The organism is Streptomyces sp. HUAS 31 (assembly GCF_028198125.1).
Taxonomy (GTDB): domain Bacteria; phylum Actinomycetota; class Actinomycetes; order Streptomycetales; family Streptomycetaceae; genus Streptomyces; species Streptomyces chartreusis.
Window position 1 is genome coordinate 5,622,990 of the sequence record NZ_CP116353.1, and the last position, 14,589, is coordinate 5,637,578.

General features: G+C 70.2%; 17 protein-coding genes and 4 tRNA genes. 15 read left to right on the forward strand and 6 right to left on the reverse strand.

Going from position 1 to position 14,589, the window contains the following annotated elements; translation table 11 throughout:
• Positions 1-25 precede the first annotated feature (25 nt).
• Entirely contained in the window at positions 26-514 is a 489-nt protein-coding gene (locus tag PGH47_RS25170) for a YajQ family cyclic di-GMP-binding protein (RefSeq protein ID WP_030947621.1), read from the reverse strand.
• A gap of 227 nt (positions 515-741) precedes the next feature.
• Here PGH47_RS25170 and PGH47_RS25175 point away from each other — a divergent pair.
• Together PGH47_RS25175 and PGH47_RS25180 are read left to right on the forward strand one after the other, a co-directional pair.
• A tRNA-Tyr gene (locus tag PGH47_RS25175) sits at positions 742-823 on the forward strand.
• Between the two features lie 85 nt (positions 824-908).
• On the forward strand, positions 909-1,121 hold the full coding sequence (locus PGH47_RS25180; RefSeq protein ID WP_093748890.1) for a hypothetical protein: 213 nt from the start codon (positions 909-911) through the stop codon (positions 1,119-1,121).
• 166 nt (positions 1,122-1,287) lie between these two features.
• Here PGH47_RS25180 and PGH47_RS25185 read toward each other — a convergent pair whose 3' ends face one another.
• Entirely contained in the window at positions 1,288-1,944 is a 657-nt protein-coding gene (locus tag PGH47_RS25185; RefSeq protein ID WP_271665332.1) for an SDR family oxidoreductase, read from the reverse strand.
• A gap of 269 nt (positions 1,945-2,213) precedes the next feature.
• Complete coding sequence (locus tag PGH47_RS25190; RefSeq protein WP_271665333.1) at positions 2,214-3,476, reverse strand: amidohydrolase family protein; 1,263 nt, start codon at positions 3,474-3,476, stop codon at positions 2,214-2,216.
• A gap of 230 nt (positions 3,477-3,706) precedes the next feature.
• Here PGH47_RS25190 and PGH47_RS25195 point away from each other — a divergent pair.
• The 9 genes from PGH47_RS25195 to PGH47_RS25235 all read left to right on the forward strand — a co-directional run bounded on the left by PGH47_RS25195 (position 3,707) and on the right by PGH47_RS25235 (position 9,062).
• Positions 3,707-3,779, forward strand: a tRNA-Thr gene (locus PGH47_RS25195).
• A gap of 46 nt (positions 3,780-3,825) precedes the next feature.
• A tRNA-Met gene (locus PGH47_RS25200) sits at positions 3,826-3,898 on the forward strand.
• A gap of 90 nt (positions 3,899-3,988) precedes the next feature.
• Positions 3,989-4,153 (forward strand): 50S ribosomal protein L33, encoded by a 165-nt coding sequence (gene rpmG / locus PGH47_RS25205; protein WP_003948671.1) that lies wholly within the window; start codon positions 3,989-3,991, stop codon positions 4,151-4,153.
• Between the two features lie 175 nt (positions 4,154-4,328).
• Entirely contained in the window at positions 4,329-4,793 is a 465-nt protein-coding gene (locus tag PGH47_RS25210) for a MaoC family dehydratase N-terminal domain-containing protein (protein WP_030953168.1), read from the forward strand.
• A gap of 5 nt (positions 4,794-4,798) precedes the next feature.
• Positions 4,799-5,227: a MaoC family dehydratase gene (locus tag PGH47_RS25215; RefSeq protein ID WP_271665334.1), complete on the forward strand. Its 429-nt coding sequence runs from the start codon at positions 4,799-4,801 to the stop codon at positions 5,225-5,227.
• A 113-nt stretch (positions 5,228-5,340) separates the two neighbouring features.
• On the forward strand, positions 5,341-5,904 hold the full coding sequence (locus PGH47_RS25220; RefSeq protein ID WP_271665335.1) for a TetR/AcrR family transcriptional regulator: 564 nt from the start codon (positions 5,341-5,343) through the stop codon (positions 5,902-5,904).
• 98 nt (positions 5,905-6,002) lie between these two features.
• The gene (locus PGH47_RS25225) at positions 6,003-7,463 is read left to right on the forward strand and encodes an MFS transporter (RefSeq protein WP_271665336.1); all 1,461 of its coding nucleotides are present in this window, start codon (positions 6,003-6,005) and stop codon (positions 7,461-7,463) included.
• 76 nt (positions 7,464-7,539) lie between these two features.
• Entirely contained in the window at positions 7,540-7,920 is a 381-nt protein-coding gene (locus PGH47_RS25230) for a DUF3291 domain-containing protein (protein ID WP_271665337.1), read from the forward strand.
• Positions 7,921-8,006: 86 nt separating this feature from the next.
• Entirely contained in the window at positions 8,007-9,062 is a 1,056-nt protein-coding gene (locus PGH47_RS25235; protein WP_271665338.1) for a UDP-N-acetylmuramate dehydrogenase, read from the forward strand.
• Between the two features lie 38 nt (positions 9,063-9,100).
• On the opposite strand, the gene PGH47_RS25240 is transcribed toward PGH47_RS25235, so the two are convergent.
• Positions 9,101-9,733 (reverse strand): NAD(P)-dependent oxidoreductase, encoded by a 633-nt coding sequence (locus PGH47_RS25240; protein WP_271665339.1) that lies wholly within the window; start codon positions 9,731-9,733, stop codon positions 9,101-9,103.
• Between the two features lie 106 nt (positions 9,734-9,839).
• Between PGH47_RS25240 and PGH47_RS25245 the strand changes: the two genes are divergently transcribed.
• Positions 9,840-10,436: a TetR/AcrR family transcriptional regulator gene (locus PGH47_RS25245; protein WP_271665340.1), complete on the forward strand. Its 597-nt coding sequence runs from the start codon at positions 9,840-9,842 to the stop codon at positions 10,434-10,436.
• Between the two features lie 52 nt (positions 10,437-10,488).
• Here the strand turns inward: PGH47_RS25245 and PGH47_RS25250 are convergent, their stop codons facing one another.
• Both PGH47_RS25250 and PGH47_RS25255 read right to left on the reverse strand, forming a co-directional pair.
• Positions 10,489-11,526: an adenosine deaminase gene (locus PGH47_RS25250; protein WP_271665341.1), complete on the reverse strand. Its 1,038-nt coding sequence runs from the start codon at positions 11,524-11,526 to the stop codon at positions 10,489-10,491.
• Between the two features lie 123 nt (positions 11,527-11,649).
• Positions 11,650-12,876: a pyridoxal phosphate-dependent aminotransferase gene (locus PGH47_RS25255; RefSeq protein ID WP_271665342.1), complete on the reverse strand. Its 1,227-nt coding sequence runs from the start codon at positions 12,874-12,876 to the stop codon at positions 11,650-11,652.
• A gap of 284 nt (positions 12,877-13,160) precedes the next feature.
• Here PGH47_RS25255 and PGH47_RS25260 point away from each other — a divergent pair.
• The 3 genes from PGH47_RS25260 to nusG all read left to right on the forward strand — a co-directional run bounded on the left by PGH47_RS25260 (position 13,161) and on the right by nusG (position 14,526).
• Positions 13,161-13,233, forward strand: a tRNA-Trp gene (locus tag PGH47_RS25260).
• Between the two features lie 108 nt (positions 13,234-13,341).
• A complete protein-coding gene (secE, locus tag PGH47_RS25265; protein WP_030955320.1) occupies positions 13,342-13,626 on the forward strand; it encodes a preprotein translocase subunit SecE in 285 nt (94 codons plus the stop codon).
• Between the two features lie 81 nt (positions 13,627-13,707).
• The gene (gene nusG / locus PGH47_RS25270; RefSeq protein WP_030955319.1) at positions 13,708-14,526 is read left to right on the forward strand and encodes a transcription termination/antitermination protein NusG; all 819 of its coding nucleotides are present in this window, start codon (positions 13,708-13,710) and stop codon (positions 14,524-14,526) included.
• Positions 14,527-14,589: the final 63 nt, after the last annotated feature.

Below are 14,589 nucleotides of genomic sequence, written 5' to 3' on the forward strand. Positions count from 1 at the left end.
CCTTTCTCGTAACCCTGGGGGTCGCTTACCGGTAGTTCACGAACTGGAGCGCGAAGTCGAAGTCCTTGCCCTTCAGCAGGGCGATGATGGCCTGGAGGTCGTCCCGGCTCTTGGAGCTGACGCGCAGTTCGTCGCCCTGGACCTGGGCCTTCACGCCCTTGGGGCCCTCGTCACGGATGATCTTCGCCACCTTCTTCGCGTTCTCCTGGGAGATGCCCTCCTCGATCGACGCGAAGATCTTGTACTCCTTGCCCGAGAGCTGGGGCTCGCCCGCGTCCAGGGCCTTCAGGGAGATGCCTCGCTTGATCAGCTTGGACTGGAAGACGTCGAGGACGGCGTTCACCCGGTCCTCGGAGTTCGCCTCCATCAGGATCTTCTCCCCGGACCACGAGATCGAGGCACCCACGCCCTTGAAGTCGTAGCGCTGGGAGATCTCCTTGGCGGCCTGGTTGAGGGCGTTGTCGACCTCCTGCCGCTCGACCTTCGAGACGATGTCGAAACTGGAGTCGGCCATGTCCTGTGGCTCCTTGTATCGGGGTGCGTGTGGGGTGCGATTCGGCGGGCGTGGGGGTGGCCGCCGAGCCCGGGGCAGGCCCCGGACCGCATCCGGACAAGCCTAGCCACCCCACGTCCCCCGGGAGGCGATCAATCGGGTGGCGAAGCACCCCTCCGCATCGGGTATTGTTTACGTCGTTGCCAGGGAGAACCGCCGACAGAGCGGCTCGAGCGGCAGCAAACCCCGGCGGTGTGCCCGAGCGGCCAAAGGGAGCAGACTGTAAATCTGCCGGCTCAGCCTTCCCAGGTTCGAATCCTGGCGCCGCCACACTGGGGAAACCCCTCCGATCTACGGAAGCGTAGAGCGGAGGGGTTTTCGCGTTCCCGGGATGCGCCCGGGGCACACTGATCCCATGAGCACGCGTCGCAGAAGTTGCCCCGAGTGCCGGCGGGACATCGCCGTCGTCGCCGGCCGGTTCGCACGGCACGACCCGCCGGGCGCGCGGGAGCACGGCGAGCTCGTGTCGTGCCCCGGATCACGGCGACAGGCGGAACTCGGTGCGGCGCAGCCCGCGTTGGACGGGTACGCCGTGCCCGACTTCCCCGGCCAGCTTCCGCTCTTCTGAACCCCGGGTTCGCCCGGCCGTGAACTCCCGCGCCGAGCAGCCCAGTAGCCCACCAGCCGAGTAGCCCAGCAGCCAAGCAGGCCGTTCCGCTTAGCCTCACGGCCCAGCCGCCGGACCCTGTTTCAGATGCCGCCGGAGCCGCCTCGGGCCCCGGCGGCGTCCATCCTCAGTTCCCCGCCACCGACTTCACCGCCACCGACACCGGGGCCGAGCCGCTGATGAGTTCGAGTGTCAGGCCGTGCGTGGCCGGGGTGTCGAGCAACTCCGCGAGTACGGCGGCCACGTCGTCGCGCGGGATCGGGCCGCGACCGGTGTGGGCCTCAAGGCGCACCTGGCCGTTCCCGGCGTCGTTCGTCAGCATTCCGGGGCGCAGGATCGTCCAGTCCAGTCCGTCCAGGCCGCGGACGTACTCGTCGGCGGCGCCTTTGGCGCGCAGATAAACGTCGAAGATCTCGTCGCCCTTGTGCTGCGGGTCCGCGCCCATCGACGACACGACCAGGAAGCGCCGTACGCCCGCCCGGACCGCCGCGTCCGCGAACAGGACGGCCGCGCCCTTGTCCACCGTGTCCTTGCGGTCCGTTCCGCTGCCCGGGCCCGCGCCGGCCGCGAAGACCGCCGCGTCCGCGCCCTGGAGATGGGAGGTCACCTCCTCGACCGAGGCCGACTCCAGGTCCAGCACGACGGGTTCGGCACCGGCCTCCCGCAGATCGGCGCTCTGTTCGGCCTTGCGGATGATTCCCGCGACCTCGTCTCCGCGCGCGGCGAGCAGCTTCTCCAGCCGCAGCGCGATCTGACCATGACCACCAGCGATGACAATGCGCATGATTCCGACCGTACGCCCGGACAGCCGCATCCGCCGCACGACTTCAGCCACGCCCCAGTGCCTTGGGAGCGTGCGCCTCCCATACGGGCGTCAGGGGCGCGGATCATCGGCGCATGCGCGCGGTCGCGCACCCGTCCGTGCGCCTCTCAAGTCCGGCCTGCATCGCCTTACGCCAAGTCCGGCCCGCACGGCCTCACGCCAAGCTCGCCCGCATCGCCTCACGCCAAGCCCGCCCGCACCGCCCAACGCCAAGTCCCGCCCGCACCGCCTCACGACAGCTCCCCCCGGCCCTGCCGCGGCAGCCCCAACTCCGCGGCCACCGCCGAGTTGCAGTACTCCCGCACCGCGCTCGTCCGCGCCACCACCCGCCCGCGGTGCACCACGATGCGGCTGTACGCCAGCGACAGCGCGCCCGACAGCCGGTCCCCGCGGACCGCCAGCAGTTCGGCCGGGAAGCCCGCCTCCACCCGCACCTCGGGCAGACCCAGCGCCGCCCGCGCCGAGGCGCTGACACACTCGTAAGCGTCCTCGGGGCGCAGTCCGTGGCGGGAGGCCAGCAGGTAAGCGGCCTCCAGCGGGTCCCCGCGGCCGACCGGGTTCGACACGTCCCGCAGGGCACCGCTCCCGGCGGCGACGCGCACGCCGGCGGAGCGCAGCAGTCGTACGGGCGCCGTCGCCCGTCGCTCCACGCCCCCGCAGCCGCCCTGCGGCAGGCACACGACCGTCACACCTGCCGCGGCGAGCTGGTCCGCGGCGCGGGAGGCCACCTGGGCCGGCAGTCGCCCCAGGCCGCCGCACGGGCCGAGCGTCACACCGGGGCGCAGACCGCCGGCCATCGCGGCGACGCGGGACAGCCGCGCCGGGTCGGTGGCGTCGGTGTGCAGGTCGACGGGGCAGCCGTGCTCGGAGGCGATCTCCAGGACGGCCTCCACATAGCCCATCGGATCCGGGTCCAGGTCGGGACAGCCGCCGACCACCGACGCGCCCATCTTCACGGCGTCCCGCAGCATCGCGAGCCCGTCGGCGCCGGCGACGCCGGTCAGCAGCCGGGGCATCGCCACGGTCGTCAGCTCGGTGAGTCCGCGCAGCGAACGCCGTGCCTGGAGTACGGCGGCAAGCGCGTTCAGTTCCTGGATCTCGTCCACGCGCACATGTGCCCGCAGCACGGTCGCCCCGTGCCCGAGCTGGAGCAGGGCGGCCTCGGTGGCCCGTCGCTGCACGTCATGGGGGTCGTAGGAGACCGGTCCGCCCTCGTCGGCGGAGAGCGCGGTGTCGCCGTGGGCGTGCGGTTCGGCCGGGGCCGGCAGGAGCAGATAGCCGCCGAGGTCCACGCGCGTCCCGCACGCGCGTGTGCCGCCCGCCAGGCTGCCGGCCGTGCCGACCGCCTCGATGCGTCCGCCGTCCAGCCGTACGTCCACGGTCCGGCCGTCGGTGAGCCGCGCCCCGCACAGCAGCAGGGCACCCGGGTCGGCCGGTCCGGACGAGCCCGACGAGGAGGACGAATGGGGCGGCTGGGGGTGGCTGTCGGGCATCGCACTCCAGAGGCAAGATCACGCAGAGTGAGTCGAGCCTAGGGTGACGAGGAGACGGCGGAGCGCAGGAGCGCAATAGTCGTACCGGTGTGGTCCGCCGAACGGGAGCGTGTCCGCGGTACCGCGGTGGCCTGCGAGGTGTCCGCGCGGGTCCGCCGATCGGCCGCAGAGCCGGGCCGCGAAACGGATTTGGGTGAACGGCGGCTGAGCGTGTAATGTCTTCATCGCTCGCCCCAATAGCTCAGTCGGTAGAGCGTCTCCATGGTAAGGAGAAGGTCTACGGTTCGATTCCGTATTGGGGCTCTGGTGTGAGAGGTTCCCGTCGCGAGGCGGGAACGGATCACATCAAAGCGGTGTAGCTCAGTCGGTAGAGCAAGCGGCTCATAATCGCTGTGTCACCGGTTCAAGTCCGGTCACCGCTACTGACAGTAGCCGATTGCGGGGTCGGTCCTTCGATCGGCTACTCTTTCTTGCGTTAAATCAATCCCATCCGTTCGTCAAGGAGCACTCACGTGGCTGCCACCGACGTCCGCCCGAAGATCACGCTGGCCTGCGTGGAGTGCAAGGAGCGGAACTACATCACCAAGAAGAACCGGCGTAACAACCCGGACCGTCTTGAGATGAAGAAGCACTGCCCGCGTTGCAACGCGCACACCGCGCACCGCGAAACGCGATAAATCAGGCTCGTACGCGAGGCCGCCCCCCGACAGTGGGGGCGGCCTCGCGTCGTTTCTGGCCCGGTTACCGGTCGGTTCCGGCCGGTCCAGACGCATCAGCCCGGCGTATTAGCCCGGCGCATCAGTCAGGCGAACCAGCAGGTCAACCGCAGCAGACAGCAGGAGGTACCGGGCCATGGCGCTCGACCAGTCCTTCGTGGGGCGGAGCTACCCGCCCACCGAGCCCTATGAGGTGGGCCGGGAGAAGATCCGCGAGTTCGCGGAGGCCGTGGGGGACGCCAACCCGGCGTACACCGACCCGGAGGCCGCCAAGGCGCTCGGTCACCCGGATGTGATCGCCCCGCCGACCTTTGTCTTCTCGATCACCTTCAAGGCGGCCGGACAGGTCGTCGAGGACCCTCAGCTGGGCCTGGACTACAGCCGGGTCGTGCACGGTGACCAGAAGTTCGCGTACACCCGGCCGGTGCGCGCCGGAGACCGGCTGTCCGTCACCTCGACCATCGAGGCTGTGAAGTCCATGGCGGGCAACGAGATCGTGGACATCCGCGGCGAGGTCCACGATGAGGCCGGCGAGCACGTCGTGACCGCCTGGACGAAGCTCGTGGCCCGTGGGGCGGACGCCGAAGAAGGGCAGGGCTGAGCGTCATGACCGCGAAGATTGCGTACGGTGACGTCGAGGTCGGCACCGAGCTGCCCGCCCAGAACTTCCCCGTGACCCGTGCCACGCTCGTCCAGTACGCGGGCGCCTCCGGGGACTTCAACCCGATCCACTGGAACGAGAAGTTCGCCAAGGAGGTCGGGCTGCCGGACGTCATCGCGCACGGCATGTTCACCATGGCCGAGGCGATCCGTGTGGTCACCGACTGGACCGGCGACCCGGCGGCGGTCGTCGAGTACGGCGTCCGCTTCACCAAGCCGGTCGTCGTGCCGAACGACGACCAGGGCGCCACGATCGAGGTCAGCGGCAAGGTCGCTGCCCTGCTCGACGACAACAAGGTCCGCGTGGACCTGACCGTCGTCTTCGAGGGGCGCAAGGTGCTCGGCATGTCCCGGGCGGTCGTACAGCTCGCGTGAACGGCACGCGCGTGCCGTGAGGTAAGGGGCGTTCTCCATGGTGGGGCGCCCCTTACACATTCCTGGAGGCCCGCCCTTTGCCTAGTTAGTGATTGAGTACTAACTTAGTCTCCATGGTCAGGATGAGTGCAGAGGAGAGGCGCGAGAGTGTCGTCCGTGCGGCGATGACCGAGTTCGCCCGCGGCGGCTACCACGGCACGTCCACGGAGGCGATCGCCAAGCGGGTCGGTGTATCGCAGCCGTATCTCTTCCGGCTCTTCCCGGGCAAGAAGGCGATCTTCCTCGCGGCGGCCGAACGCTGCGTGGAGGACACCATCCGGATGTTCGAGGACGCCGCCGAAGGGGTGGAGGGCGAAGAGGCCCTGCACGCCATGGGTGACGCCTACCGGAGGGTCGTCTCGGAAGAGCCCGAGCGGCTGATGATGCAGATGCAGATGTACCTCGCCGTCGCGGCCGCCGAGCAGGAGGGCGACCACGAGTTCGGCGAGGCGGTGCGGGCCGGCTGGACCCGGCTGTGGGACACCGTCCATCTGCCGCTGGGGGCCGACGTCGGCGAGACGACGACCTTCATGGCGTACGGGATGCTCATCAACTGCCTGGTGGCCATGGGTTTTCCGCCGGATCACCGGGTCTGGGCGGGGATGGACCCGGCGGGGCGGGACGAGGAGCGGGAGTAGGAGCGGGGTGGCGAGGGTCACCCTGTCTTTTTATCGCCGCCAAAGTTAGTGATCGATAACTATCCATGTAAGCGGAACGCATCACCCCAGGGGGAGCGATGTCACACCACACCGATCAGAACGCGCGGGCAGCCCGCCCGGGCGGGGCCGTATGGGCCCTCGTCATCACCAGCGTCGCCGGGTTCATGGCCGCGCTCGACAACCTCGTCGTCACCACCGCACTGCCCTCCATCCGTGAGGACCTGGGCGGAGGGCTGCACGACCTGGAGTGGACGGTGAGTGCGTACACACTCACCTTCGCCGTCCTGCTGATGTTCGGCGCGGCCCTCGGTGACCGCTTCGGCCGCCGCAGGCTCTTCCTCGTCGGTATCTCGATCTTCACCGTCGCGTCCGCCGCCGCGGCCCTCGCGCCCGGCATCGACTCCCTGATCGCCGCCCGCGCGGTGCAGGGCGCAGGTGCGGCGATCATGATGCCGCTGACGCTGACCCTGCTGACGGCAGCCGTGCCGGCGGCCAAGCGCGGGATGGCGTACGGCATCTGGGGTGCCGTCAACGGGCTCGCGATCGCGTCCGGGCCGCTCATCGGCGGCAGCCTCACCGAGCACATCTCCTGGCAGTGGATCTTCTGGCTGAACGTTCCGCTGGGCATCGCCCTGCTGCCGCTCGCCCGCCTGCGCCTCGCCGAGTCGCACGGCACCGGCGCCCGGCTCGACATCCCCGGCACCCTGCTCGCCAGCGGCGGCCTCTTCGGGATCGTGTACGGCCTGGTACGCGGCCCCGCCGACGGCTGGACCGGACGTCTGGTGCTGACCGGCCTGTTCGCCGGGGGCGCGCTGCTCGTCGGATTCGTCATCTACAGCACCCGCGCCAAGAACCCGATGCTGCCGATGCGGCTGTTCCGCTCCCGGGCGTTCTCCGGGATCAACGCCGCGAGCATGCTGATGTTCCTCGGCATGTTCGGGTCGATCTTCCTGCTCAGCCAGTACATGCAGGGCGTGCTCGGCTACTCGCCGACCGAGGCGGGCCTGCGAATGCTGCCGTGGACCGGCATGCCGATGCTGGTCGCGCCGATCGCCGGCATCCTCGCCGACCGCATCGGCGGCCGACCCGTCGTCGCCACCGGCCTCTTCCTCCAGGCCGCGGGGCTCGCGTACATGGCCTCCGTGGTCACCGTCGACGTCTCCTACGCCGCCCAGCTGCCCGGCCTGATCATCAGCGGCGTCGGCATGGCCCTGTTCTTCGCCCCGGCCTCCCACCTGGTCATGTCCAGCGTCCGCGCCTCCGAACAGGGCATCGCGTCCGGCGCCAACAACGCACTGCGCGAGGTCGGCGGCGCGCTCGGCATCGCCGTCATGGCGTCGATCTTCTCCGCGCAGGGCGGCTACGAGACCGGCCAGAGCTTCGTCGACGGTCTGCGGCCCGCCCTGGTCACCGGCGCCGGCGTCGTCGCCCTCGCCGGCGTCGCGGCCCTGATCATCCCGTCGCGACGGCGGGCCGAGGTGGCAGGGAACCCGGCCGAGCAGGCCCCGGAGCGGGTGCTGGAGACGGCCGCCGGCTGATCCAGCCCGCCCTGGCTCCACTTCATCGACGGCACCGAATACGGACCACGAGGACACGAGGACACGAGGAGCAGTCATGCCCACCCTTCCCTGGACCGTTCCGAACCCCGCACCGCCCGGCAGCGAGGCGCACGTCTTCGCCTCCCGCTTCGAGACCCGCACCCTCTGGGGAGCGTTCCGCTTCCTCGCCCGCACGCCGGGCGTGTGGTGGCAGGTGAGCCGGGCGCCCGGCGCGTACGGCGCCTCCCTGAAGGCCGAGCCCTTCAAGCGGACCTTCTGGACGCTGTCCGCCTGGGAATCGCCCGCGGCGCTGAAGAACTTCGCCCGCTCCGGCACGCACGCCCCCACCTCACGCGGGCTGGCGGCGCAGATGCGGGACGCGAAGTTCGCCACCTGGCAGGTGCCCGGGGACGATCTCCCGCTCGACTGGACGGAGGCGTTCCGGCGGCTGACGTGAACGGCACGCGCGCGTGGAGCGCGCATCGGCCCCGGCACTCCACAGGGGTGCCGGGGCTGTCGGTGCCGTCTCGTAGTCTTGAGCGCGTGCAGGAACTCCACGACGCCCCCCTCGCCCCCTTCACCACCTTCCGGCTGGGCGGCCCCGCCACCCGTCTGGTCACCGCCACCTCCGACGCCGAGGTGATCGACGTCGTGCGCGAGGCCGACGCCGCCGGGACCCCGCTGCTGCTCATCGGCGGCGGATCGAACCTGGTCATCGGCGACAAGGGCTTCGCGGGCACCGCACTCGTCATCGCCACCAAGGGCTTCGAGCTGGACGGCACCACGCTCGAACTGGCCGCCGGCGAGGTGTGGACCGAAGCCGTCGCCCGCACTGTCGAGGCAGGGCTCGCCGGGGTCGAGTGCCTCGCCGGAATCCCCGGCTCCGCGGGCGCCACGCCGATCCAGAACGTCGGCGCCTACGGCCAGGAGGTCTCCTCGACGATCACCGAGGTGATCGCGTACGACCGCCGGGCCGGCGAGACGGTCGTCATCCCGAACGCCGACTGTGCCTTCTCCTACCGCCACAGCCGCTTCAAGGCCGACCCCGAGCGCTACGTCGTCCTGCGCGTCCGCTTCCGGCTGGAGGACGCCGACGGGCTCTCCGCCCCCGTGAAGTACGCCGAGACCGCGCGCGCCCTCGGCGTCGAGGTCGGCGACCGCGTGCCGCTGGCCGCCGCCCGCGAGACGGTGCTGAAGCTCCGTAGCGGCAAGGGCATGGTCCTGGACCCCGAGGACCACGACACCTGGTCGGCCGGATCGTTCTTCACCAACCCGATCCTCACCGCCGAGCAGTTCGCGGCGTTCCACGCACGCGTGCGCGAGCACCTCGGGGACGGCACCGAGCCGCCCGCCTATCCGGCGGGGGAGGGGCACACCAAGACCTCCGCGGCCTGGCTCATCGACAAGGCCGGCTTCACCAAGGGGTACGGCACGGGACCCGCCCGCATCTCCACCAAGCACACCCTCGCCCTCACCAACCGCGGTGAGGCGACCACCGAGGACCTCCTCGCGCTCGCCCGCGAGGTCGTCGCCGGCGTCCGCGAGACCTTCGGCATCACGCTGGTCAACGAGCCGGTGACGGTCGGCGTCAGCCTGTAGCGCGCACCCGCGCGGGGCTTCGGCGGCCGTGGGCGGCCTCAGTAGGCGACGCCCACGCCCTGCTTCACCGTGGCCTGGTCGTCGACCGCCGCCAGCATGGCGTGCGCCACATCGGCCCGCCCCAGGAAGCGGCCCCGGACCGGGAACCCGCCCACGACCTTCCGGTACGAGCCGGTGAGCGGCTTGTCCTGGAGGCGGGGCGGCCGCACCGACGTCCACTCCGTGGAGCTGCGGGCCAACTCGGCCTCCATCTCCCGCAGATCGGCGTAGATGTCCTTGAGGACCGCCGAGACGATGCCGCGCGCCGCCCGGTCGACGAAACCGTCGCCCTCCGCCTCGGGGCCGACCGGCGCCGCGCTCACCACGACCAGCCGCCGCACCCCCTCGGCCTCGAGCGCGCCGAGCACCGTACGCGTCAGACGCGCCGCGATCCCGGCGTCCTTGCGGCTGCGGGCACCGAGCCCGGACAGCACCGCGTCCCGTCCGGCCACGGCGGGGCGCAGCGCCTGCGGGTCGGTCAGATCCGCGCGGAACACCTCCAGCCGCTCGCCGGTGACGGGGAAGCGGGCGGGGTCCCGTACGACGGCGGTGACCTCGTGACCGGCGTCCAGCGCCTGGCGGACGATCTCCTTGCCGGTGCCTCCCGTGGCACCGAAGACGGTGAGTTTCATGAGCTCTCCCGTGTGGGTGAGATTGGGTGGGTGAGTATTCACTCACCCCCATCTCCTCTAGAGTGAGTAAGTACTCACCCACCCGTCAAGGGCGATTGGACGTTTCATGGAGAACCGACCCACCCGCGTTCGACTGCTCGACGCCGCCCACGACCTGATGCTCACCGTCGGGCTGGCGCGGGCCACGACGAAGGAGATCGCGCGGGCGGCCGGGTGCTCCGAGGCGGCGCTGTACAAGCACTTCGCCAGCAAGGAGGAACTCTTCATCCAGGTGCTCACCGAGCGGCTGCCCCCGCTGCGCCCCCTGCTCAGCGGCCTCGCGGCCGAGCCCGGCCGGCACTCCCTTCAGGAGAACCTCACCGAGATCGCCCGCCAGGCCGCGCTGTTCTACGAGCAGAGCTTCCCGATCGCCGCGTCGCTGTACGCGCAGACCGAGCTCAAGCGGCGGCACGACGACGCCGTACGGCAGATGGGGGCCGGCCCGCACGTGCCGATCCAGGAGCTCGACACCTACCTGCGGGCCGAGCAGGAGCTGGGCCGGGTCCGCACGGACGCGGACACGTTCGCGGCGGCCTCGCTGCTGATGGGCGCCTGCGCACAGCGGGCGTTCGCCTACGACGCGACCAGGGAGGCGGTACGGCCGCCGGTGGACGAGTTCGCCGCCCGGCTGGCCCGCACGCTCCTCGCAGGCATCGCCGACTGACCGCCGGCCCGGTGAGAGAGGCGGCCAGGACGACGACCGGGGTGAGCCGGTTCTAAACGGGCTGGGTGAGCCAGTCGTCCACCCCCGCCAGCAGCTTGCCCTTCACCTCCTCGGGCGCGGCCGACGCGCGCACCGACTGCCGGGCCAGTTCCGCCAACTCCTCGTCCGTGAAGGCATGGTGGCGGCGCACGAGGTCGTACTGGGCGGCGAGCCGCGAGCCGAACAGCAGGGGGTCGTCCGCGCCGAGGGCCATCGGCACCCCCGCGTCGTACAGGGTCCGCAGCGGGACGTCCTCGGGCTTCTCGTAGACGCCGAGGGCGACGTTCGAGGCGGGGCACACCTCGCACGTCACGCCCCGGTCCGCGAGGCGCTTCAGCAGCCGCGGGTCCTCCGCCGCCCGCACGCCGTGCCCGATCCGGTGCGCGTCCAGGTCGTCCAGGCAGTCACGGACCGAGGACGGGCCGGTCAGCTCGCCGCCGTGCGGGGCCGACAGCAGGCCGCCCTCGCGGGCGATGTGGAAAGCGCGGTCGAAGTCCCGTGCCATGCCCCGGCGTTCGTCGTTCGACAGCCCGAAGCCGACGATCCCGCGGTCGGCGTACCGCACCGCGAGCCGCGCCAGCGTGCGGGCGTCCAGCGGGTGCTTCATACGGTTCGCGGCGACCAGGACGCGCATCCCGAGGCCCGTGTCCCGCGACGCCGTCTCCACCGCGTCCAGGATGATCTCCAGCGCCGGGATCAGACCGCCCAGCCGGGGCGCGTACGACGTCGGGTCGACCTGGATCTCCAGCCAGCCCGAGCCGTCCTTGATGTCCTCCTCCGCGGCCTCCCTCACCAGGCGCTGGATGTCCTCCGGCTGCCGCAGGCACGAGCGGGCCGCGTCGTACAGGCGCTGGAAGCGGAACCAGCCGCGCTCGTCCGTCGCCCGCAGTTTCGGGGGCTCCCCACTGGTCAGCGCGTCGGTCAGGGCCTCGGGCAGGCGCACACCGTACTTGTCGGCCAGTTCCAGCACGGTCGTCGGCCGCATCGAGCCGGTGAAGTGCAGGTGCAGATGGGCTTTCGGCAGTTCAGAGACATCACGTACACGCTCCATTCCAGGATCCTGCCGCACGTCCGCGCCGTCCCGGTAGCGGTTTCCCCTTTAGTGGTCTTGCTCGCACAAACAAATGGGGCCGCCTCCGAAACCGGAGGCGGCCCCACGGGCGGAAGGCGGACGTCAGTCCGTGGCCTCCGCGAGCAGCTTCTGGATGCGGCTCACGCCCTCGACGAGGTCCTCGTCACCGAGCGCGTACGACAGCCGCAGATAGCCCGGCGTACCGAACGCCTCACCCGGGACGACCGCGACCTCGGCCTCCTCCAGGATCAGCTCGGCCAGCTCGACGCTGCTCTGCGGGCGCTTGCCGCGGATCTCCTTGCCGAGCAGGGCCTTGACCGACGGGTACGCGTAGAAGGCGCCCTCGGGCTCCGGGCAGACCACGCCGTCGATCTCGTTGAGCATCCGCACGATCGTCTTGCGGCGGCGGTCGAAGGCCTCACGCATCTTCGCGACCGCGTCCAGGTCGCCGGAGACGGCGGCGAGGGCGGCCACCTGCGCCACGTTCGAGACGTTCGACGTCGCGTGGGACTGGAGGTTGGTCGCGGCCTTCACCACGTCCTTCGGGCCGATGACCCAGCCGACCCGCCAGCCCGTCATGGCGTACGTCTTGGCGACACCGTTGACCACGATGCACTTGTCGCGCAGCTCGGGGAACAGCCCAGGCAGGGAGACCGCGGCGGCCTCGCCGTAGACGAGGTGCTCGTAGATCTCGTCCGTCAGCACCCACAGGCCGTTGTCGACGGCCCAGCGGCCGATCGCCTCGGTCTCGGCCTCGGTGTAGACGGCGCCGGTCGGGTTGGACGGCGACACGAAGAGGACGACCTTCGTCCGCTCGGTGCGGGCCGCCTCCAGCTGCTCCACGGAGACGCGGTAGCCGGTGGTCTCGTCGGCCACGACCTCGACCGGGACACCGCCCGCGAGGCGGATCGACTCCGGGTACGTCGTCCAGTACGGCGCCGGGACGATGACCTCGTCGCCCGGGTCGAGGATCGCGGCGAAGGCCTCGTAGATGGCCTGCTTGCCGCCGTTGGTGACGAGGATCTGCGAGACGTCGGGCTCGTAGCCGGAGTCGCGCAGCGTCTTCGCGGCGATCGCGGCCTTCAGCTCGGGCAGACCGCCGGCCGGCGTGTAGCGGTGGAACTTCGGGTTCTTGCACGCCTCGATGGCGGCCTCGACGATGTAGTCCGGCGTCGGGAAGTCGGGCTCACCGGCGCCGAAGCCGATCACCGGACGCCCGGCGGCCTTGAGGGCCTTGGCCTTGGCGTCCACGGCGAGAGTGGCGGACTCGGAGATCGCGCCGACTCGGGCGGAGACCCGGCGCTCGGTCGGAGGGGTTGCAGCGCTCATGGGCCCCATCGTTTCAGACAGGAAACGCGCGCGGCACGCGGGTTTCACGGACTGAACATCGACTGAACATCCGTCCGGATCCGGCCCTCGGCCTGGGCGATCTTGCGTCGCGGCACCGTCCGACCCCTGGCGATCTTTCGCCTATCAAGCCCCCATCGGGCACTTTCTGTTCGACGGCGCGCCCCGGACCACGTACACTCTCACCTCGTTGGCCTTCAGCAGCCCGCAGTCGCACAGTGCACAGCGAGCACTCGACCGGATGCGGTACGTTGGGGGACACACAAAGGGTCGTAGCTCAATTGGTAGAGCACTGGTCTCCAAAACCAGCGGTTGGGGGTTCAAGTCCCTCCGGCCCTGCTACACACACCTTCGCCAGGATGTGTGCGCATGTACGTACAGCATTGCAACGCCGTGCGGCTCAGACCGGGCGCGGCACGGCCACGACCCGGGATCAGGTGAGGACGGATGGCGGACGCCGTGGGCTCCATCGATACGCCTGACGCCCAGGATGAGGCGCAGGAGAAGAAGAAGGCCCGCAAGGGCGGCAAGCGCGCGAAGAAGGGCCCGCTGAAGCGGCTTGCCCTCTTCTACCGCCAGATCGTCGCGGAGCTTCGCAAGGTCGTCTGGCCGACGCGTAATCAGCTGACGTCGTACACCACCGTGGTGATCTTCTTCGTCGTCGTCATGATCGCCCTGGTGACCGTGATTGACTATGGGCTCGACCACGCTGCCAAGTACGTTTTTGGCTGAGCCGAGAGCGAAGGGCGCCGTTGGTTACCGGCGCCCCTTTCGCATGTTCCACCCCTATGTATCCAGGAAGAAGCAGCCACCGTGTCTGACCAGAACCTGAACGACGCCGTCGAGCCGGACGAGTCCGTGGAAGACGAGCTCGACATCGTCGAGGGCGCGGACGAGGACCTGGACGAGGTCGAGGTTGCCGACGCCGAGGCGGGCGAGCCGGCCGAGGAGGCCGCGCTGCACGTCGAGGACGCCGAAGACGCGGAAGAGGCCGTCGAGGAGGAGACCGAGCCGGTCGACCCCATCGCCGCCCTGCGCGAGGAACTTCGCACGCTGCCCGGCGAGTGGTACGTCATCCACACCTACGCCGGTTACGAGAACCGCGTGAAGACCAACCTGGAGCAGCGCGCCGTCTCGCTGAACGTCGAGGACTACATCTTCCAGGCCGAGGTGCCGCAGGAAGAGGTCGTCCAGATCAAGAACGGCGACCGCAAGACGATCAAGCAGAACAAGCTGCCGGGTTACGTCCTGGTCCGTATGGACCTCACCAACGAGTCCTGGGGTGTCGTCCGCAACACCCCCGGCGTCACCGGCTTCGTGGGCAACGCCTACGACCCGTACCCGCTGACGCTGGACGAGATCGTGAAGATGCTCGCCCCGGAGGCCGAGGAGAAGGCCGCCCGCGAGGCCGCCGAGGCCGAGGGCAAGCCCGCCCCGCAGCGCAAGGTCGAGGTCCAGGTCCTGGACTTCGAGGTCGGCGACTCGGTCACCGTCACCGACGGCCCGTTCGCCACGCTGCAGGCCACGATCAACGAGATCAACGCCGACTCCAAGAAGGTCAAGGGCCTCGTGGAGATCTTCGGCCGCGAGACGCCGGTCGAGCTCTCCTTCGACCAGATCCAGAAGAACTAGCGGTACAGCAGCTCTCGACGAAGGGCCTCCCGTTGGCGGATTCCGCCGGTGGGAGGCCCTTTC